The sequence below is a fragment of the Clostridium sp. CM036 genome (assembly GCF_055081135.1).
Window position 1 is genome coordinate 3,093,851 of record NZ_CM143652.1, and the last position, 20,249, is coordinate 3,114,099.

At 32.5% G+C, this 20,249-nt stretch carries 17 protein-coding genes, 1 riboswitch and 1 other annotated feature; of the genes, 13 read left to right on the plus strand and 4 right to left on the minus strand.

Annotated elements, in window-relative coordinates:
• Positions 1-4: 4 nt before the first annotated feature.
• Positions 5-946 (minus strand): YncE family protein, encoded by a 942-nt coding sequence (locus tag ACWJKE_RS14690; protein ID WP_462958913.1) that lies wholly within the window; start codon positions 944-946, stop codon positions 5-7.
• Between the two features lie 317 nt (positions 947-1,263).
• On the opposite strand from ACWJKE_RS14690, the gene ACWJKE_RS14695 reads away from it, so the two are divergent.
• The 12 genes from ACWJKE_RS14695 (at position 1,264) to ACWJKE_RS14750 (ending at position 14,712) form a co-directional block, all read left to right on the plus strand.
• Positions 1,264-1,608 (plus strand): ArsR/SmtB family transcription factor, encoded by a 345-nt coding sequence (locus tag ACWJKE_RS14695; RefSeq protein WP_216302399.1) that lies wholly within the window; start codon positions 1,264-1,266, stop codon positions 1,606-1,608.
• A gap of 47 nt (positions 1,609-1,655) precedes the next feature.
• A complete protein-coding gene (gene arsB / locus ACWJKE_RS14700; protein ID WP_216302400.1) occupies positions 1,656-2,720 on the plus strand; it encodes an ACR3 family arsenite efflux transporter in 1,065 nt (354 codons plus the stop codon).
• 93 nt (positions 2,721-2,813) lie between these two features.
• Positions 2,814-3,209 carry an arsenite efflux transporter metallochaperone ArsD gene (gene arsD / locus ACWJKE_RS14705; protein WP_216302401.1) on the plus strand — a complete coding sequence of 132 codons (396 nt, stop codon included), beginning with the start codon at positions 2,814-2,816 and terminating at the stop codon, positions 3,207-3,209.
• 204 nt (positions 3,210-3,413) lie between these two features.
• The gene (gene arsA, locus ACWJKE_RS14710) at positions 3,414-5,156 is read left to right on the plus strand and encodes an arsenical pump-driving ATPase (RefSeq protein ID WP_216302402.1); all 1,743 of its coding nucleotides are present in this window, start codon (positions 3,414-3,416) and stop codon (positions 5,154-5,156) included.
• An 89-nt stretch (positions 5,157-5,245) separates the two neighbouring features.
• A riboswitch (Fluoride riboswitch) is annotated at positions 5,246-5,311 on the plus strand.
• 64 nt (positions 5,312-5,375) lie between these two features.
• Positions 5,376-6,557, plus strand: coding sequence for a cation:proton antiporter (locus ACWJKE_RS14715; RefSeq protein WP_462958914.1), 1,182 nt, complete (start codon positions 5,376-5,378; stop codon positions 6,555-6,557).
• A gap of 421 nt (positions 6,558-6,978) precedes the next feature.
• Positions 6,979-7,221, plus strand: a complete 243-nt coding sequence (locus tag ACWJKE_RS14720; protein ID WP_165413837.1) for a hypothetical protein — start codon at positions 6,979-6,981, stop codon at positions 7,219-7,221.
• Positions 7,222-7,317: 96 nt separating this feature from the next.
• A complete protein-coding gene (locus ACWJKE_RS14725; protein ID WP_220286312.1) occupies positions 7,318-7,749 on the plus strand; it encodes an arsenate reductase/protein-tyrosine-phosphatase family protein in 432 nt (143 codons plus the stop codon).
• A gap of 607 nt (positions 7,750-8,356) precedes the next feature.
• Positions 8,357-10,039, plus strand: coding sequence for a ribonuclease J (locus ACWJKE_RS14730; protein ID WP_165413835.1), 1,683 nt, complete (start codon positions 8,357-8,359; stop codon positions 10,037-10,039).
• A gap of 324 nt (positions 10,040-10,363) precedes the next feature.
• The gene (locus ACWJKE_RS14735; protein ID WP_258280779.1) at positions 10,364-11,269 is read left to right on the plus strand and encodes a metal ABC transporter substrate-binding protein; all 906 of its coding nucleotides are present in this window, start codon (positions 10,364-10,366) and stop codon (positions 11,267-11,269) included.
• 197 nt (positions 11,270-11,466) lie between these two features.
• Positions 11,467-11,697, plus strand: coding sequence for an HAD family hydrolase (locus ACWJKE_RS14740; protein ID WP_216302405.1), 231 nt, complete (start codon positions 11,467-11,469; stop codon positions 11,695-11,697).
• Between the two features lie 117 nt (positions 11,698-11,814).
• A complete protein-coding gene (locus ACWJKE_RS14745) occupies positions 11,815-12,852 on the plus strand; it encodes a Gfo/Idh/MocA family protein (RefSeq protein WP_216302406.1) in 1,038 nt (345 codons plus the stop codon).
• A 201-nt stretch (positions 12,853-13,053) separates the two neighbouring features.
• Entirely contained in the window at positions 13,054-14,712 is a 1,659-nt protein-coding gene (locus tag ACWJKE_RS14750) for a glutamine--tRNA ligase/YqeY domain fusion protein (protein ID WP_216302407.1), read from the plus strand.
• A 53-nt stretch (positions 14,713-14,765) separates the two neighbouring features.
• On the opposite strand, the gene thrS is transcribed toward ACWJKE_RS14750, so the two are convergent.
• From thrS to ACWJKE_RS14765, 3 genes are all read right to left on the minus strand, one after another.
• A complete protein-coding gene (gene thrS, locus ACWJKE_RS14755; protein WP_165413831.1) occupies positions 14,766-16,703 on the minus strand; it encodes a threonine--tRNA ligase in 1,938 nt (645 codons plus the stop codon).
• Between the two features lie 134 nt (positions 16,704-16,837).
• Positions 16,838-17,040: a binding site (T-box leader), on the minus strand.
• A gap of 102 nt (positions 17,041-17,142) precedes the next feature.
• Positions 17,143-18,066 (minus strand): polysaccharide deacetylase family protein, encoded by a 924-nt coding sequence (locus tag ACWJKE_RS14760; RefSeq protein WP_462958915.1) that lies wholly within the window; start codon positions 18,064-18,066, stop codon positions 17,143-17,145.
• 138 nt (positions 18,067-18,204) lie between these two features.
• Positions 18,205-18,459 (minus strand): hypothetical protein, encoded by a 255-nt coding sequence (locus ACWJKE_RS14765; RefSeq protein WP_165413829.1) that lies wholly within the window; start codon positions 18,457-18,459, stop codon positions 18,205-18,207.
• A 310-nt stretch (positions 18,460-18,769) separates the two neighbouring features.
• On the opposite strand from ACWJKE_RS14765, the gene ACWJKE_RS14770 reads away from it, so the two are divergent.
• On the plus strand, positions 18,770-19,837 hold the full coding sequence (locus ACWJKE_RS14770; protein ID WP_216302410.1) for a C40 family peptidase: 1,068 nt from the start codon (positions 18,770-18,772) through the stop codon (positions 19,835-19,837).
• The last annotated feature ends 412 nt before the right edge of the window (positions 19,838-20,249 follow it).

A 20,249-nucleotide genomic window follows, 5' to 3' on the forward strand; every position in this document is an offset into this window, starting at 1 on the left:
TCCTTTAGATTTTTCGCGTTGATTTATTAAGTATTTGCGAATTATGAAGTTTTTTATTTTCGTTGCTTCTTAGAATATAAATTCTATTTGGGTGATTATATCCCATAGTTAGATATGAAGTTCCGTGATCTGTTGCCATTGTTAAGCCTTCACTTTCTCCTGCTTTATTTATAGGATAAGAGGTAATTATTTTACCCTCATAGTTAAATACTGTAACTTTATTATCTGTATATAAATAAATATACATCCCATCAACATCTAAACCTTGTGGAACGCCTTGATTAGGAATACGAAAGGTAGTCACTGTACTCATATCAGCTAAATTTATAATAGTAAACATAGGGGTTCCATTATCACCACCATTTAAAACGGTATGCAATATTAAATAATCATGGACATTATCTATTGCAAGTAATGCCGATGTTCCTAAACTTGAATAATTTAAATCAGCTTGTATTGTACTTGAATCATAATCAACTACATAAACATGAGTTGGATTAATGCCGCCTCCATTTGCAACATAAATTTTTCCTGTACTAGCTCTATATGCAATTTCGGCAGAATGACCCATAGCCATAGGGTCTGTTTCAGAGATTTTATTTCCTGTTAGATTATATTTAACTATTTTCCCACTTCCATTTTTTAAATCAAAACTACAATAAAAATATCCATTATGGAATGTAAGCCCTTGCATAACACCTGTATCTGGTAAATCAAATAGTAGTTCATATTTGTTTTTTTTAGTTGTAATAGGAATATGGTTAGATAATGGCTTATCGTAAATAGCATTTGATGAGTCTAATTTTTTTACCTTACAATTAATGGGATCCGTTGTATGCACAGCTACCTGTGCCGTCATTTTTAGTGCTTCTTTTGGCTTAATAGAACATTCTATTATAATAAAAAATAAAGCTAAGATAAATATACATATTTTACAAACTTTCATTTAAAAACCCCTTCCTTTTGCTTTGGGTTTGCTTAGCGATGCTGACAATATTAGATTATACTATATTGTTAAATAATTGACAACTGTGGGAATGTTAGGAAAGCCTCCCGCTTCTATATAATGAAAAATATTAAATAATCACATAGAAGCTATTGACAATAAATTCTATTTGGTATAGTATATGAGTAGATGTTCATGTAAGAATTAGTAACAAAATAATATTCGGTTAGATCCCATTGTAACAAATGGGGTTTTAGAGACATACTATATGATTATAGGAACATATAAAGATACAAGAAATAGTAGGAGGGAAAAGAGTGGTTGATATATTTAAAGCATTAGCGGAAGAAAACAGACTTCGTATAATGGCACTTATTATTCAAGGTGAAATGTGTGTATGCGAAATCGAAGAGTGTCTAAATATGACGCAGTCAAATGTTTCACGGCATTTAACATCACTTAAAAAGTGTGGGATATTAGAAAGTTACAAAAAGGCACAATGGACATACTACAAAATAGATAATAAATTTATAGAGAAAAACCCAGACTTATTTGCTTATTTAATAAAGGAACTCAAACAGATATCTTGTTATAATAGCGATTGTGAAAAACGGGATAAATGTAAACTACAAAATTTATGTGATTGTAAAACACAAAGTTAACGACATTTCAGTACCATAGGTGATGATCTTAGGAGGAGTGATTAATTATGAGTGAAGTTAAAACACCAGAGATTGGATTTTTTCAAAAATACTTGACTGTTTGGGTAGCTATTTGTATGAGCGTAGGTGTGCTTATTGGCAAGTTTATTCCAGGGATTCCGGAATTCTTAAATAAGTTTGAGTACTCCAGGGTTTCCATCCCCACTGCTATACTCATTTGGGTAATGATTTATCCCATGATGATGAAGGTAGACTTTCAAAGCGTTAAAAATGTAGGAAAGAACCCTAAAGGGTTATATGTAACATGGATAACGAATTGGCTTATAAAACCATTTAGTATGTATGCAATAGCTTCATTTTTCTTTTTTGTAGTATTCAAAGCATTTATAACACCGGAACTAGCTACACAATATCTTGCAGGAACCATATTACTTGGGGCCGCTCCATGTACTGCCATGGTATTTGTGTGGAGCCACCTTACTAGAGGTAATCCTGCATATACTGTTGTGCAAGTAGCCACAAATGATTTAATCATTCTGGTTGCATTTATACCTATCGTGAAATTTCTTTTAGGTGTCAGTAACATCACAGTTCCTTGGAATACACTCATTTTATCAGTTGTTTTGTTTGTTGTTGTTCCACTAGTTGGGGGCATTTTAACTAGAATTACGGTAACAAAGAAAAAAGGCACAGAGTACTTTGAAAATACATTCCTCCACAAGTTTGATAATGCAACTACTGTTGGATTGCTACTTATGTTGGTATTGTTATTCTCATTCCAAGGTGAAACTATAATAAACAATCCAATGCACATTTTACTAATTGCTGTACCACTAACTATTCAAACATTTTTGATTTTCTTTATTGCTTATTTAACAAGTAAAAAATTAAGACTAACGCATGATATTGCCGCACCTGCTGGAATGATTGGGGCATCAAACTTTTTTGAACTTTCAGTTGCTGTTGCCATTTCTCTGTTTGGCATGGATTCTCCTGCAGCTCTAGCTACAGTGGTAGGAGTGTTAGTTGAAGTGCCAGTAATGCTGATTCTTGTAAGAATAGCAAACAAAACCAAGCATTGGTTTCCACAACCAGTAGTTCATAATAATTAAGAATATTAAAAATATTAAAAGTGATAATAATAATAAAAAGTAATAAAATAATAAAAAGTATTAAAATAATAAAAATGATTGGAGAGATTATTAATGAAAAAAATGCAAATATTTGAACCAGCTATGTGTTGCTCAACAGGACTTTGCGGCGTAGGCGTAGATCCAGAGCTTCTTAGGATTTCGACTGTCCTTAGTGCATTAAAGAAAAATGGAGTTGAGGTTGAGAGGTTTAACCTCACAAGTTCACCACAGGAATTTGTGAATAACAAAGTAGTTAATGACTTTATAAATGAAAAAGGCATTGATGGGTTGCCGGTTACTGTTTTGGACGGTGAAATCGTGTTAATAGGTAAGTACCCAAGCAATGAAGAACTAGTTAAATTTCTAAATATAGAATTTAGCTTTTTAGGTCAAGAGCGAAAGACTTTCAAAATAAAAGTAACTCCTAAATCAGGGGATTGTGGCTGTTCTGGTGGGAAATGCTGTTAACGACATTTTAGAAGGGAAGTCTCCCACTTCTGTAAGTGGGAGTTACATGTCCTAACAAATAGAAAACTTCAGCGGGAGTATAAATCTCCTCTGAAGTCGTTAATATGCAGCTCCGCAGGAGATGATTTAATAATGTAACCGAAGCATATCAAATACAAGCCAAATTACAAAAGTACTTAATAATGAAGCTGGAGGTAAATAAACATGGGAATTTTTAATCCGCAAAATATTAAACTTACAAAATATTTATTTTACACAGGCAAAGGTGGTGTAGGTAAAACTTCAACCGCTTGCGCTACAGCAGTCATCCTTGCAGACAGTGGGAAAAAGGTGCTTCTTATAAGCACTGATCCTGCATCAAATTTGCAGGATGTTTTTAACACTGAGCTGACCAATAAAGGTATCCCAATTAAGGGAGTTCCAAATCTCGTTGTTGCTAATCTTGACCCAATTCAAGCGGCAGCCCAGCACAGAGAGAGCGTAATCGCACCTTACCGTGGTAAGTTGCCAGATGCGGTGCTTAAAAACATGGAAGAACAACTTTCTGGATCCTGCACTGTTGAAATCGCAGCGTTCAATGAATTTTCAAAATTCATAACCGATGAAAGATTGCAGGAGGAATATGACCATATTATATTTGATACTGCGCCTACTGGTCACACACTTAGAATGCTTCAATTACCATCGGCGTGGAGTAATTTTATTAGCGAAAACACACATGGTGCATCCTGTTTAGGCCAGCTTTCTGGTCTAGAGAGTAAAAGAGAAATCTATAAAAAAGCAGTAGAAACATTATCCGATGGAGAATTAACAACACTTATGATTATCTCTAGGCCTGAAATGACACCGCTTAAAGAAGCGGAAAGAGCATCAAAAGAACTTTCGCAGATTGGTGTAAACAATCAAACAATGATAATTAATGGTGTGATGAGTTCTTATGATGACAGTGTGTCCGAAAGGCTGTATCAAAAACAGCAAAAGTCACTTAAGGAAATGCCACAGGGACTTAAGGGAATTACTGCCTACATGGTACCCCTCAGAGCTTACAATATAACAGGGATGGAAAATGTCAGGGCACTTCTTACCAAAGATAATTATAGTGTCAGCAATGAAAAGATAAACGCTGAAACCATTCCTCAGTTAAAAGATGTTATTGAAGAACTGTATAAAAGCAACAAAAAGGTAATCTTCGCTATGGGCAAGGGTGGCGTAGGTAAAACTACAATTGCGGCGGCCATTGCTTTGGGATTATCGGCAAAGGGCAAAAAAGTACATCTTACCACAACTGACCCTGCAGCCCATCTCAAATTTGTTATTAATGAGAGTAGTAATATTACGATGAGCCACATTGATGAGCAGGCTGAACTTGAAAAATATAAGGATGAAGTGCTGTCTAAGGCAAGAGAAACTATGGCAGATGATGATATTGCTTATGTTGAGGAGGACCTCCGATCTCCATGTACACAGGAGATTGCAGTATTTAGAGCCTTTGCAGAAATAGTAGAAAAGGCGGTCGATCAGATCGTTGTCATCGATACCGCTCCAACAGGGCATACTTTACTGCTACTTGAGTCAACTCAAAGCTATAACCAAGAAATCAAACGCTCACAAGGCGATATTCCACAATCTGTGAAAAAACTGTTGCCAAGGCTCCGAAATGCTGATGAAACTGAAGTCATCATTGTAACTCTTGCTGAAGCTACACCTGTATATGAAGCAATTCGTCTTGAAGAAGATTTAAAACGTGCAAAAATTGCGACAAAATGGTGGGTTATAAACTCATCACTACATGCGACAGGTACAACCAATAAATTGTTAGCCGCAAAGGCAAGCAATGAAATTGAATGGATTAACAAGGTTGATGCGCATGCAAACGGTAAATTTGCGCTCATCGCGTGGAGTCCTGATGAAATTAAAGGTGACAAGTTAAATGAGTTATTACTATAAATTCTAGATAGCAGGAACTTCGGTGGGATTGGTATTCATTTTCATTTGTCTAACTATTGATTTAATTTATTTGTGGAGTATAATATATTTATAAGATAGGTGATGGAGTTCACCTTAACCATTGCAATTTTGCAATTAATGACTCCTACTTAGTGGTTTATGCTAAGTAGGAGTCTTTTGTTTTGTAAAAAACATCAAAGAAAAGGGAGGGATTGTAATATGGCAATGAGTTTAGCGATTATAATTATTCTAGGACTAATGGCCAATAAATTATTTGAAAAATTAAAACTTCCAGGACTGCTTGGAATGCTAATTTTGGGGGTGTTACTAGGACCTTATGGTACAAATATAATAAGTTCGGATATACTTAGAATTTCACCAGATTTAAGAAAAATTGCACTTATTATTATCCTGCTAAGAGCGGGCCTTGGGATTAGAAAGGATACTTTAAACAAAGTCGGGGTTCCTGCCTTAAAAATGAGTTGCATACCTGGTATTTTTGAAGGGCTTAGTATTATGTTTATAGCAAGCTATGTACTTGGAATAACAAAAGTTGAGGCTGGAATGCTTGGATTTATAATAGCTGCAGTTTCACTAGCAGTAGTTGTTCCACCTATGCTTAATTTTATATCCAGAGGGAAAGGAGAAAAAAAAGGCATACCAACCATAATACTCGCAGGAGCTTCTATTGATGATGTTTTTGCGATAACTATATTTTCAACTTTCTTAGGTTCATATGGCGGTAAAAATGTAAATATACCAATGAAAATATTGGATATTCCCATATCTATTTTTATTGGAATAGCAATTGGTGTCATTGTAGGAGCTTTATTAGTAGTGACATTTAAAAAATATCACATGAGAGATACTAAAAAAACTTTAATAATAATTGCTGCAGCAATTATGCTAACAGGAATTGAAGATGTTTTTAAAAATATAGTACCCATTGCAAGTCTTTTAGGCGTAATGACTATTGGTTTTATCCTTTTAGAAAAATACGCTAAAGTAGCTAATAGAATGTCATTAAAACTTAATAAGGTCTGGGTAATTGCAGAAATTTTACTTTTCGTATTAGTTGGAGCGGAGGTCAATATATATGTTGCCTCATCATCAGGTGTATTAGGTTTAATTATTATTGCAGGTGGACTAGTAGCAAGAAGTATAGGGGTATTAGTATCATTAATGGGTACTGATTTAAATGCAAAAGAGAGACTGTTTTGTGTGATCTCATATATTCCTAAAGCGACTGTGCAGGCGGCCATGGGCGCAGTACCATTAGCTGCTGGAGTTAAATCCGGAGAACTTATATTGGCAATTGCTGTATTGTCCATATTTGTAACCGCACCACTTGGAGCTATAGGTATTAAAGTAGCAGGGGAAAAGTTATTGCCAGACGACTAGATTTCATATTTATATTACTACTGTGTTAAATCATCTCCTGCGGAGCTGAACAGCTTCAAAGAAGATGGATTGACTACTCCAGAAGGAGATTTATAATCCCACTGAAGTTTTCTATTTGTTAGAGTAGGTAACCCACACTTATAGACGTGGAAAACTTTCCTTCTGAAATGTCCTTAAAAGACGTCCTATTTATAGATTTTAGAATAAAAATTAAATAATAATTGTTTTATTTTTAAAAATATGGTTAATAATTATAAATGGGTACCATAACTATTAACTTTATAAAAAAATATTATAATAAATACAATATAATATATCAATGAAAGTTGATTATATATGAACAATTATATATAATAGAGTGTAGGATAAAAATCATAATATATATAATAATATTATTAGTATTATACGAGGAGGAATGTAAATGAATATAGACGTAAACACGCCAACAGATGACCTGTTAAAAACATGGGCTATGTATTCACAAAAGCTTATCTACACTATGCTTGAAAAAGAAGAACTTGATGAATTTAAAAAAATAAAATTAGTCCTAGTAACAAAAGGAATTATTAATTTAGAAATACATAATGTTTATGACAAAGAATATATTTTGCACTACACTAAGCAAGGCGGTATATTTAAAAAGCAAATAATGTTAGATAAATAACTAACTTAGAATAAAATTTTTTAAGAAAATGACTAGTGATTATGCTAGTTATTTTCTTATATTTATATATAGAAATTTTAGAAGGAGAATGATGTTATGAAACTAAAAGTAGCATTTATATGTGTTCATAATTCTTGTAGATCACAAATGGCAGAAGCGCTCGGAAAGATATTTGGGTCATCTGTGTTTGAAGCTTATTCAGCAGGTACTGAAACTAAGCCCCAAATTAACCAAGATGCGGTAAGAATAATAAAGAATTTATACAATGTAGACATGAATGAAACTCATGCATCAAAATTAATAGATGATATACCAGAAGCTGATATTGTAATAAAAATGGGATGTAATGTATCATGTCCAATTATGGCACACAAGTATGAAGAAGATTGGGGTCTAGAAGATCCCACTGGGAAAGCTGATGAAGAATTTATAATAGTGGCGAAAATAATCGAAGAAAAGGTTAAAAGCCTAAAGAAAAGAATAGAAAATAACGAAATTGATCTAACAGCATTAAAGATGATAATTTAATAGCACCGTAGATGATGATTTAAGGTTGAGAAATTACTTCTCAACCTTTTTTATATAATAATTGGATATAATCAATTGTTATATGGTATAATTATATTTAACTAGAGTAAAGGTAACATTGGTTAATGTATTTATTAGGAAATTACAAACATTTTATTATTTTAACGACATTTCAAAAGGGAGGCTCCCACTTCTATAAGTGGAAGTTACGTACCCTAACAAATAGAAAACTTCAGTAGGAGTATAAATATCCTTCCGGAGTCGACGATTCATCTTCTTCAAAGATGTTTAGCTTCGCAGGAGATGATTTAACGTTTAGTATGATAAGAAAAGTGTTATAAAATATATAGTTAAATAAAGAGAGTGGTGTTTATATAATAAGCGGCGCTTTGAAATATAATTTTATTAAAAATATAAAAGAAAAGGTAGGTGAAAAACCTGATTTATGGCTAGGTAATAGGAAGAGAATACTTGGAATAGTAAGTTAATATTAGTATAGTGGTACTGACCTAAGTAGTTGAGTCCTGTGATACTGTCATTATGTTTAGTCGACAAAACGAAAATATTGGATGGATAGATTGCCAAATATTTAGGAATCAGGGAAGTATTGAATAATAATTATAAAAGTAAAGGTAAAAATAAAATTAGAGTTATTCCAATAGGTGGACTTGGAGAAATTGGAAAAAATATTACTGCGATAGAATACAAAGAAGAAACTATCATAATAGATTGTGGAATAGCATTCCCAGACGTGGATATGTATGGAGTGGATTTAGTAATTCCTGATATAACATATCTTTTAGAGAATAAAGATAAGATAAAAGGGATTTTTCTAACCCATGGCCATGAAGATCATATAGGCGCATTACCATATGTTTTAAAACAAATGAATGTTCCAGTGTATGGAACACGTCTAACGCTCGGACTTGTAGAAAATAAGTTGCAAGAACATGGAATATTGGCAGATTGCACCCTAAATGTAGTAAAATCGGGAGATATTATAAAGCTAGATAAAATCAGTGTAGAATTTATAAGAGTTAGTCATAGCATAGCAGATGCCTGCTCCATTTGTATACACACGCCTATTGGTAGAATTATACACACAGGTGACTTTAAGATAGACTATACTCCAATTGATGGAGAAGTTATCGATTTAGAGCGATTTGCAAAATTAGGTGGGCAAGGAGTACTACTACTAATGGCTGATAGTACTAATGTAGAACGCCCTGGATTTACTATATCTGAAAAAGTAATTGGAGAAACTCTAAATAAAATATTTTATAAGGCAGAAGGCAGAGTAATAGTAGCTTCATTTGCATCAAATATTCATAGAATACAACAAATTGCTAATGCTGCAGTTTCGAATGGAAGAAAAATAGCATTTAGTGGAAGAAGTATGGAGAGAATTTCTGAAGTAGCTATGAATCTCGGATATTTACATATACCGCCGGAAGCTATAATTACTGTATCAGATCTTCATAATTACCCTGATGATAAGGTAACAATAGTAACTACTGGTAGTCAAGGTGAACCGCTAGCTGCATTAACAAGAATGGCATCATCAACTCATAGAAGTATCCAAATACAAAAAGGTGATTTGATTATTTTATCTGCATCTCCTATTCCAGGGAATGAAAAGTTCATATACAATGTTATAAATGAACTATTCAAAAAGGGAGCTAATGTAATATATAATACTACAGAGGAAATTCATGTTTCCGGGCATGCGTGTCAAGAGGAATTAAAATTAATCCATACGCTAGTTCGTCCTAAATATTTTATGCCAGTTCATGGTGAATATAGACATCTTAAACAACATGCGTTGCTTGCAGAGAAATTAGGAATGGATTCTGAAAAGATTTTTATTGCAGAAACAGGACAAATATTAGAAGTATCCCCAAGCGAATGTAGAATAGCAGGAAGAGTTCAAACGGGAGCCGTAATGGTAGATGGACTTGGAGTAGGGGACGTTGGCAATATTGTTCTTCGAGATAGAAAGCATTTAGCAGAAGAAGGTATACTTACCGTGGTAGTTACTATAGAAAGAGAAACTTATAGTATAGTAGCAGGACCAGATATAATAACTAGAGGGTTTGTATATATGAAAGAATCCAATGAACTTATTAATGAGGCCAGAGACATTGTGAGAAAAGAATTAGAACAGTGCTTAAATAATAAGATTAAAGAGTGGGTAGTAATAAAAGCTAGTATCAGAAACGCTTTAGGCCAGTTCTTATATATAAAAACTAAGAGAAGACCTATAATTATACCAATAATAATGGAAATTTAAGAAAACTAAATTTTTATGTTCTTTATTTTTAACGATATTTCACAAGGAAGTCGCCCACTTTTATAAGTGGGCGTATAAATCTCCTTTTGAAGTCGTTAATTCAGCTCCGTTGCAGCTGTTCAGCTTCGCAGGAGATGATTTAAATAAGTAAAAAAGTATGTATTATAATAATACATACTTTTTTTTATATACTTTTTGTTAAAGTCGAATAAAATGTTGACAGATTGCAAATACTTGGATATAGTATAAAGGTAAATGCAAATCATTTGCAACAAGCAACAATAATATAACAGCACTACAGGTGAAGGTTTAAGGAGTGAAAAAATATTGAGAAAAATTATTAATGCCATACTTTTAACATGTATGATAGGTACATTAGTTGGGTGTTCAAATGCTACAAGCAGTAAGCAAAGTGACCAGTCAAAACTACAAGTGGTAGTGTCTTTTAATCCATTAAAGGGATTTGTGCAGGCTATTGGAAAAGATAAAGTAGAAGTGAGAACAATAGTACCGGAAGGTTCTGAACCACATGAATTTGAACCGAAAATAAAGGATATGGAAAACATAAGTAAAGCTAGTTTGTTCGTCTATACGGGATTTGGAATGGAATCCTGGGTAGATAAAACTTTAACGGCTATAGATAATAAAAATTTAGTTGTAGTTGATTCATCTATTGGGGTAAATCCAATAAAAAACGAGGGCGAAAAAATTAAGGAGTATGGTCAATATGATCCACATATATGGCTGAGTCTAAGAGAAGCGAAAATTCAAACTAAAAACATAAAAGAAGCATTAGTTAAGGCTGATCCAAAAAATAAAGATTTTTATGAGAAAAATTTCCAAGAATTCTCAGGTGAACTTGATAAGCTTTATAACGAATATAAAGTAAAATTTGATGCGGTAACAAATAAGAATTTTGTTACAAGTCATGCTGCTTTTGGGTATTTGTGCAGAGATTTTGGTTTAAAGCAAAATAGTGTAGAAGGTGTATTTGCAGGAGGTGAGCCTACCCCTCAAAAATTAAAGGAGATAATAGATTTTTCCAAGAAAAATAAAATAAAAGTTATTTTTATGGAAGAACTTGCAAGTGCAAGAGTATCTGAAGCCATTGCAAAAGATTCAGGTGCTAAGGTGCAAAAAATATACACAATAGAAAGTAATGAAGGAAATAAAACATATATAGAGAGTATGAAAGAAAATCTATCCAATATATATAATAGCTTAAAATAATAATTAACCCCATCTTAGATTAATTAAGGTGGGGTTAATTAATTTTAATTTCTTAATGTTATCAGCAGATAACCTTATATACTATTTGATGTCTATAGTCTATTGTTTGTTCCTATTGTATAATTAAACTAACAAGAATTTAATATATAATTACAAAATTCACTGTTTGAAAAGTAGCACCTTTTATTGTAGAAGTTATGAACAAAAGCTCTTGTAAAAGGTCAGGCATAGAAAAGCTTGCAGGGGAATTAGAAATAAAGCCACATGAAATTATATGCATAGGGGCTTTAGGGAATGATAAACAAATGATTGGGTATGTAGGACTTGGAGTGGTAATGGGGAATGCCTTTGTGGAAATTAAAAAAAACGCTGATTATGTGATAATTGATCAGTTCTATCTTGGGATAGACAAGTTCTATCAAAAATAATATGAGCTACATTATGTATACATTATATATAGTAAGGTGGAGATACTATGTTTGCAGAGGAAATTGTAGAAAAGACAAACGTAGAGCTTACATAAAATGAAAGCGGGGTATAAATCTATGAAAAAAATAAACTTTGCGATAATAGGATATGGTGGTATAGCAAAAACTCACTTATTAGCAGTTTACGACGCTAACGTAAGGTTTTCACTCCCTTATGAGTTAAATTTAACACATATTGTAACTAGAAAGCCTACAAACATACCCATAAGTTGTGTGAGAAATGTTACGGACATTGAAGAGGTCCTTAAGGATGAACAAGTTCATTTTATAGATATATGTACCCCGAATGATTCACATTTTGATATTGTAAAAAAAGCAGCTGCGTATGGAAAAGCTATTTACTGTGAAAAGCCTCTAGCAACGAATATTTTTGATGCTATGGAAATGGAGAGACTTGTTAAGAAAAATAATATAATAAATTCTGTAGCCTTAGTTTATAGATTTATGCCCGCTCTCTCTCTATTAAAAAGAGAACTTGAAAAAGAGACCATAGGGAAGATTATAGATTTTAAAGTTAGAACTTATCATGACAGTTATTTAAATGAAAAGAAAAAGGGCACTTGGAGAACTGGGAAAAATTCTGGCGGAGGAGCACTACTGGATTTAGGTGTTCATTTAATTGACATGATACAATTTACTATGGGAGATATAGAAGAAGTAGAAGCGAAGACTAGGATTTATTTTAAGGAAAGAGCAGAGGTTGATGAAATTGCAAATTGTGATTTTACATTAAAAGATGGAACTTTCGGAAGTCTAGAGGTTTCAAGAGTATTTACTGAAAGAGAACAAACAGATGATTTCGTAGTTTATGGTAGCAAAGGTAGTATAAAAATTAATTTTAATAATCCTTATGAAATTGAAATATATAGATATGAAAGTAGCTCAACAGAAATTAAAAATGTAGCATCAGGAGATAGTCTATTAAAATATTATGCTGACAAAAGGAACTCCCTAGGATTTTTCCAAAATTGTCATACAGCTTCACTTATAAATTTTGCTAATAAAATTTATAATAATTGCAGCGATGGCATTGATGGCGATTTCTCAGATGCATTAAAATGCCAGAGAATAATTGATAAGGTGTATGGGAGATAGGCATTAAACCACTATAAACAAAACGGGATACTTAAAAAGCATAACATTTAATACCGCGCTACGTAGAAAAAAAACTGTTTTTGTGATATATTTATTAGCATATAGGTAAAACTTACAAGGTATGTGAGGTATACAAGGTATGATAAGCATACAAGATATGATTAGCATAAAGTATGCTAGATTAAAAGGAAGGTGTCAAATATGGAAAATAAAACGACTTCATCAAATTTTATAAGAAATATTGTTAAGGAAGATATAGAAAGCGGAAAACACAAAAAAATAATTACTCGTTTTCCACCAGAGCCAAACGGATATTTGCATATTGGGCATGCAAAGTCAATTATTTTAAATTTTGAATTAGCAGATGAATTTAAAGGTAAGACAAACTTACGTTTTGATGATACTAACCCAGCAAAAGAAGACAAAGAGTACGTTAAATCTATAGAAGAAGATGTAAAATGGCTTGGATTCAAGTGGGATGATTTATTTTTTGCATCAAACTATTTTGATGAAATGTATAAACGTGCTGTATTATTAATAAAAAAGAATATGGCTTATGTGTGCGATCTTACAGCTGAGGAAATGAAAGAGTACAGAGGTACTTTAAGAGAGCCAGGTAAAGAAAGTCCATACAAAAATAGAACTGTGGAAGAGAACCTAGATCTATTTGACCGTATGAGAAAAGGTGAATTCGTTGATGGATCTAAGGTTCTAAGAGCTAAAATTAATATGAGTTCTCCTAATATAAACATGAGAGATCCAATAATTTATCGTATATCTCATGCGGTGCATCATAATACAGGAGATAAATGGTGTATTTATCCTATGTATGATTATGCGCATCCAATAGAAGATGCAATTGAGGGTATTACACATTCGATTTGTACTTTAGAATTTGAAGATCATCGTCCATTATATGATTGGGTAGTAAATCAATGCGAAATGGAAAGTAAGCCAAGACAAATAGAGTTCGCAAGATTAAATATAACAAATACAGTAATGAGTAAAAGAAATCTTAAGCAATTAGTAGACGAAGGAATTGTAGATGCTTGGGATGACCCACGTATGCCAACTATAGCAGGACTAAGGCGTCGTGGCTACACACCAGAAGCTATACGCAATTTTTGCAGAGAAATTGGCGTTGCAAAAGGTAACAGCACTGTAGATGGACAAATGCTAGAGCACTTTATAAGAGAAGATTTAAGTCCAAAGGCGCTTAGAACTATGGCAGTTTTAAGACCATTAAAAGTAGTTATTACAAATTACCCAGAAGCTCAAGTGGAAATGCTTGAAATTGAGAATAATCAAGAAAATCCAGAAATGGGAACTCGCCAAGTCTCATTCTCAAGAGAAATATATATAGAACGAGAAGATTTCATGGAAAATCCACCTAAGAAATACTTTAGATTGTTCATAGGTAACGAAGTAAGGCTTAAGGGAGCATACTTTATAAAATGTAATGAAATGATTAAAGATGCTGACGGAAATATATGTGAAATTCATTGTACTTATGACCCAGAGACTAAGAGTGGTAGTGGATTTACAGGGAGAAAAGTTAAAGGAACAATTCACTTTGTAGATGTAGTAAATGCAGTGCCTGCAGAATTTAGGTTATATGAGCCTTTAATTTTAGATGAGAAGCAAGAAGAAGGAAAAACTTTCATAGATCAAATAAATCCGGATTCTATAGAAATATTACAAGGGTTTATAGAACCAAATATGAAGAATTCAAAACCACAAGATAAATTTCAATTCTTCAGACATGGATATTTTAATGTAGATTCTAGATACACAACCGATGATAAAATAGTGTTTAACAGAATAGCATCTTTAAAAAGTTCATTTAAAATTAATAAATAAAAGTTAATAAAAAAAGCAAGTACAAGATTTTATCATGTACTTGCTTTTTTTAATTATAATAGCTTAGTTTCTATTTCTTCTTTAATTCTTGAAATAAATGAGTCTAAAGAAGTTGCACCTTCATCACCATTTTTGCGGCTTCTAACAGAGACTTCATTTAGTTCTGCCTCTTTTTCACCAACTATTAATAGGAAAGGGGCTCTTTCATTACGAGCTTCACGAATCTTGTAGCCAATTTTTTCTGCTCTAAAGTCTGCAGAGGATCTGATTCTTGATTCCTTAAGCTTTGCAACTACCTTTTCTGCATAATCATGATATTTTTCAGAAATAGGTAATACCTTAACTTGTAGTGGTGCAAGCCAAGTTGGGAAAGCACCAGCATATTTTTCGATAAGCATTGCAAGTGTTCGCTCATAGCAACCAATAGAAGTTCTATGGATAACATATGGACGCTTTTTAACTCCATCTTTATCAATATAAGTCATGTCAAATCTATCTGGCAGTGCGAAGTCAATTTGCACTGTAATTATAGTATCTTCTTTACCATGAACATTTTTGAATTGAAGGTCAAGCTTAGGACCGTAGAAAGCAGCTTCACCAATAGCTGTTTTATAATTTATTCCTAAGTGATCTAGTATATCTTTCATCTTCGATTCAGTTTCTGCCCAAGCCTCAGGGTTGTTAATATACTTATCTTTATTTTTGGGATCCCATTTAGAGAATCTGTAAGTAATATCATTTTCGATTCCAAGTGTTTTCATTACATAGTTAATTAAATTTATAACATCTTTAAATTCTTCTTCTAATTGTTCAGGGGTAACAACTAAATGACCCTCTGAAATAGTGAACTGACGTACTCTCATAAGACCATGCATTTCACCGGAAGATTCATTTCTAAATAAAGTTGAAGTCTCCCCATATCTAATTGGAAGGTCACGATAACTCTTTTGATCTGCATTATAAATTGTAAATTGGAATGGGCATGTCATTGGGCGAAGTGCCATGACTTCTTCATTTTTAGATTCATCACCAAGGACAAACATTCCATCTTTATAATGATCCCAGTGACCAGACATTTTATATAAATCGCTCTTAGCCATAAGAGGAGTCTTAGTTAAAACATAACCTCTTTTTTCTTCCTCATCTTCAACAAAACGTTGTAATAATTGGATTACCCTTGCGCCATTAGGCATAAGTAGAGGCAAACCTTGACCTATAACATCTGATGTTGTAAAGAATTTTAGTTCACGGCCAAGCTTGTTATGGTCTCTTTTTTTAGCATCTTCCATCTTCTCTATATGAGCATCTAAATCGGATTTTTTAGTGAAGGCAGTTCCGTATATACGGCTAAGCATTTTGTTTTTCTCGTTACCTCTCCAGTAAGCTCCTGCAACTTGAGTAAGTTTAAATGCCTTTACATACTTTGTAGACATTAAATGTGGTCCCGCACAAAGATCTGTAAATTCGCCATGTTTGTAGAATGATAATTTTGCGTCAACTGGTAGGTCTTCAATTAATTGAACTTTGAAATTTTCATCTCTTTCTTCCATAAAAGCAATAGCTTCATCTCTTTCAAGCTCGAATCTTTCTATTGGAAGATCTTCTTTAACAATCTTTTTCATTTCTACTTCGATTTGTTTAATTTCATCTGCTGAGAAAGAATCTTGTTTATCAAAATCATAGTAGAAACCCCCATCTATAGCAGGTCCGATGGCAAGTTTTGTACTAGGGAACAATCTCTTTACTGCTTGAGCTAAAATATGAGTAGCACTATGCCTAAAGGCTTTTTTACCTTCTTCGCTATCAAAAGTTAATATACTAACATCGCAGTCCTTAGTGATTTTATAACGTAAATCTACGATTTCATCATTCACCATTCCAGCACAAGCAACTCGTGCAAGGCCCTCACTAATATCTTTCGCAATTTCAATTACAGTCATTTCAGATTCATAAGTTTTAATTGAACCATCTTTTAATTTAATGTTTATCATATGTATTGCTCCTTTCTTTTATCTTATAGGGTTAAGTCATATTTGAGAAATAACACTAGCATAAATATTATGCGCAATTCTTTAAACCTATATTTTTATAAAACAAAAAAAACCCGTCCCAATTCTAATTATAGAATTGGGACGAGATTATAATTTCCCGCGGTTCCACCCAAATTGTTTATAAAATAAACCACTTAATAATTATAACGGAATTACCGGACTTTATTGAAGTCACTCAGAGGCAGTCTTCAGCCAATTTCATTTAAGAATACTTCCAGCTAAGGTATCCTTTCTCTGTAAATGTGCCATGGCTTACTTTTCTCTTCGTAGAATTAAATTATTATATTTATATTAATTATAGCACTTGCACTAAAGATGTCAAGGTAGCAAATAAAGTTATTTAGGCGTTTTCAACAAAATAAATAGTAGGTAAGATTTTCTATTTTACTACTTTAAATTGTGGTGGATAAGTATTTTCAGAGAGTACATCAAAGATGAAACCTTGATTTGTAAGACCCTCAATAATTTCAGGTAAGGCTTCAACTGTTGTGGTTTTTGGATTTAAATCATGCATTAATATAATGGCGTGTTTAGTCCGACTAGATTGAGTTAAAACTGATTCTATAATCTTATGTTTGTGCTGACAAAAAGCGGAAGCATCACTAGAATCAACATTCCAATCAAAGTATTTATAACCATCCTTATTCATTTCACTAATTACAGAGTTCATTATTTCCATGCCACCGTAACTGTGACTAATAGTATTATTAGAGCCACCAGGATATCTTAAAATATGACTAGGCTTTTTACCTGTAATTTCAGTAAGGAACGAATCTAATTTTTTTACGTCTTTTTTAAAATTATCTGGCGATGCATAAATACTATTATAATCATGACTGTAAGTGTGATTAGCTAAAGTGTGCCCATCGTCAGAAATTTGTTTATACAAAAATCTTGATTCAGGGTGACCATTTACAAAAAAAGTAGCCTTAATATTATATTTTTTTAGGACTTTTAAAATTTGTAAAGTGTTGCTAGATACCCCGTCATCGAAGGTTAAATAAGCTATTTTAGTATTATCTAATTTGGATTTATATAAGACTTCATCCTTTTTGATAGTACTTTCGAGGATCTTATTTTGTGATTTTAACTTCTTATTGTCCTCATGAATCTGAGCTATTTGATGCGACAATAAACTATGTTGATGTTCACTTGAAACTACGGTTACTTGGCTAACTGCGACTCCTAAAAACGAAGTAATGCATAAAGTAAAAATAGAAATTTTTACTATTAGGAATTTTAATGAGTGCTTTTTTTCTATGATTGAAATTCTCATAGTAATACCTTCCTTTTTTATATTCATGTACATATATTATCTATATCAGTTTGTAATAGGTTTAACGACATTTCAGAAGGAAGTCTCCAACTTCTATAAGTGGGAGTTACACCCCCCGAACAAACAGAGGACTTCAGTGGAAGTATAAAGCTCCTTCTGAAGTCGTTAATACTTCAGCTCCGAAGGAGATGATTTAAACCTATTAACTTTTTCTGAAACGCTAGAAGCTGTTTCAATCAATTGATAATTTGTCTTTGTTAAAGTCTGATTTTCACCTTTTAGAGAATCAAATTCGATTCTTAAAGATTCAATTTTGAGTTTATTAGCATTTATTTTACTGTTATTAAAGAAATAAAAAAATATTGAATTTAAAAATAGGGCACTAACAAGCATTATGGAAATAATATTTTTCTTTTTCATTCTTACTCTCCTTCCTTGTAAAACTTACCAATCGACAATATTATACACTGCAATGTGTTATAACTCAACTTCTGCATTAATAAATAATGGATTTTTTTAATAAATAAGGTAATGTTTTTGCAGACAAAGTGGGGGACGGTTAACAATTATTAATATAATTGTTAACCGTTTTGTCAGGTTTCACGAGAAGTTTATTTTATGTAATGTTTCCCAATTGCATAAAAATGGACAATTTTCATAACAAATACATAAAACTGTGGTATATTTCTTAGGAAGTTATAAATTCTAAACAAATGAAGGGGATGTACTAATGAAGAATGCATTAAGAAATCTTGCAGTTATGATGATATTAATTTTTAATTCAAACGTAACTGTATTAGCTGTTGGACCAAATGCAGAGGTGCAGAAGAATGACTCATTATCTAAAATTGAAGGACAAAGAGAAAAAATCGAAATGAAAATAGAAGAATTTGATAATGAAATTCAACAAAACATGGCTAAAACAGAAGAGAATAAAGATAAAATATCTAAAACTGAAAAGGCAATTGAAAGTGCCGCAGTGGAGATTAATCAGGTTGAAAAAGAGGCTGAAAAAGAACAGAAGGTATTTAATAGTAGGATGAGAACCATGTACATAAACGGGTTTAATGGATATGCGAGCATAATACTTGATTCAGAGAGTTTCGGTGATTTTGTATCAAGAGTAGAAAATATAAAAACCGTTATAGAATATGATAAAAAAGTAATGGATGAGTTTGAAGATACCAGAAAAGAATTAAATGAAAAACAGCAAAATTTAAACAAGACAAAGAAGGTATTATTGAGTTTACAAGTAGAAAATAAGCAGAAGTTAAATAAGATGATTGCAACTAAAGAATCACAAAACAAATTACTGGCTGAGCGAAATAGCAAGGAAAATCTTCTTCCAGGAGGGACAAGCAATCCACAAATATTAGCAACTAAAAACATAACAAAAGCAAATGAAGCATCACCTAAATTTACACCTTCAAGAGGCGCAGTTACTCCATCAAGTAATGCTGTAATAGCCTATGCCTCTAACTTTCTTGGCACACCATATTTATGGGGCGGTTCATCGCCAGCGGGATTTGATTGCTCAGGATTTACGCAATATGTATATGCACATTTTGGGGTATCTATAGGAAGGACAACCTTTGATCAGATAAAGGATGGCGTACAAGTGTCTAGAAATAGCCTTCAATCTGGAGATTTGGTGCTGTTTGGAAGCGTTGGTAATCCCCATCATGTAGGTATATATGTAGGGAATAATACATATATACATGCTCCTAGTACAGGAGATGTGGTTAAAGTTTCAGCTATGACAAGATCAGATTTTATATCAGCTAGACGAGTGAAATAGAAAATACATAATTAAAAATAGTAAAGCATAAAATTTCTACTTTGTGACGTGCAAACGAAAGAGAATTTTATGTTTACCATACAACATAGTGGGGACGGTTAACAATTATTAGTTATAATTGTTAACCGTTTTTGAAGTTTTACGAGGAGTTTATTTTCACAAAATAATTCCAAATTGATAATCTTCATAACAACTACATAAGTTTTTGATAAATTTTTTCTATGATTATAATTTACTTTATCATATTACAAATCTTAGTATCCATGATTACTAATAGCTCTTTATTAACCTTTGAAATAGGATGAATATTGAATTTATGGTATTTTTAAACGCATTTTATTTGGATATCTTTATATTAGGATGAGTTTCGGTTATCATAGTAATAACAGCATTAGACAATTGATTTTTCTTG

What these genes read in the sequence shown, in the direction of transcription:
- ACWJKE_RS14690 (WP_462958913.1), bottom strand. Translation starts at nt 946, where the DNA reads ATGAAAGTTTGTAAAATATGTATATTTATCTTAGCTTTATTTTTTATT.
- arsB (WP_216302400.1), top strand. Translation starts at nt 1,656, where the DNA reads ATGAGTGAAGTTAAAACACCAGAGATTGGATTTTTTCAAAAATACTTG.
- arsD (WP_216302401.1), top strand. Translation starts at nt 2,814, where the DNA reads ATGAAAAAAATGCAAATATTTGAACCAGCTATGTGTTGCTCAACAGGA.
- arsA (WP_216302402.1), top strand. Translation starts at nt 3,414, where the DNA reads ATGGGAATTTTTAATCCGCAAAATATTAAACTTACAAAATATTTATTT.
- ACWJKE_RS14715 (WP_462958914.1), top strand. Translation starts at nt 5,376, where the DNA reads ATGGCAATGAGTTTAGCGATTATAATTATTCTAGGACTAATGGCCAAT.
- ACWJKE_RS14720 (WP_165413837.1), top strand. Translation starts at nt 6,979, where the DNA reads ATGAATATAGACGTAAACACGCCAACAGATGACCTGTTAAAAACATGG.
- ACWJKE_RS14725 (WP_220286312.1), top strand. Translation starts at nt 7,318, where the DNA reads ATGAAACTAAAAGTAGCATTTATATGTGTTCATAATTCTTGTAGATCA.
- ACWJKE_RS14740 (WP_216302405.1), top strand. Translation starts at nt 11,467, where the DNA reads ATGAACAAAAGCTCTTGTAAAAGGTCAGGCATAGAAAAGCTTGCAGGG.
- ACWJKE_RS14745 (WP_216302406.1), top strand. Translation starts at nt 11,815, where the DNA reads ATGAAAAAAATAAACTTTGCGATAATAGGATATGGTGGTATAGCAAAA.
- ACWJKE_RS14750 (WP_216302407.1), top strand. Translation starts at nt 13,054, where the DNA reads ATGGAAAATAAAACGACTTCATCAAATTTTATAAGAAATATTGTTAAG.
- thrS (WP_165413831.1), bottom strand. Translation starts at nt 16,703, where the DNA reads ATGATAAACATTAAATTAAAAGATGGTTCAATTAAAACTTATGAATCT.
- ACWJKE_RS14760 (WP_462958915.1), bottom strand. Translation starts at nt 18,066, where the DNA reads ATGAATATAAAAAAGGAAGGTATTACTATGAGAATTTCAATCATAGAA.
- ACWJKE_RS14765 (WP_165413829.1), bottom strand. Translation starts at nt 18,459, where the DNA reads ATGAAAAAGAAAAATATTATTTCCATAATGCTTGTTAGTGCCCTATTT.
- ACWJKE_RS14770 (WP_216302410.1), top strand. Translation starts at nt 18,770, where the DNA reads ATGAAGAATGCATTAAGAAATCTTGCAGTTATGATGATATTAATTTTT.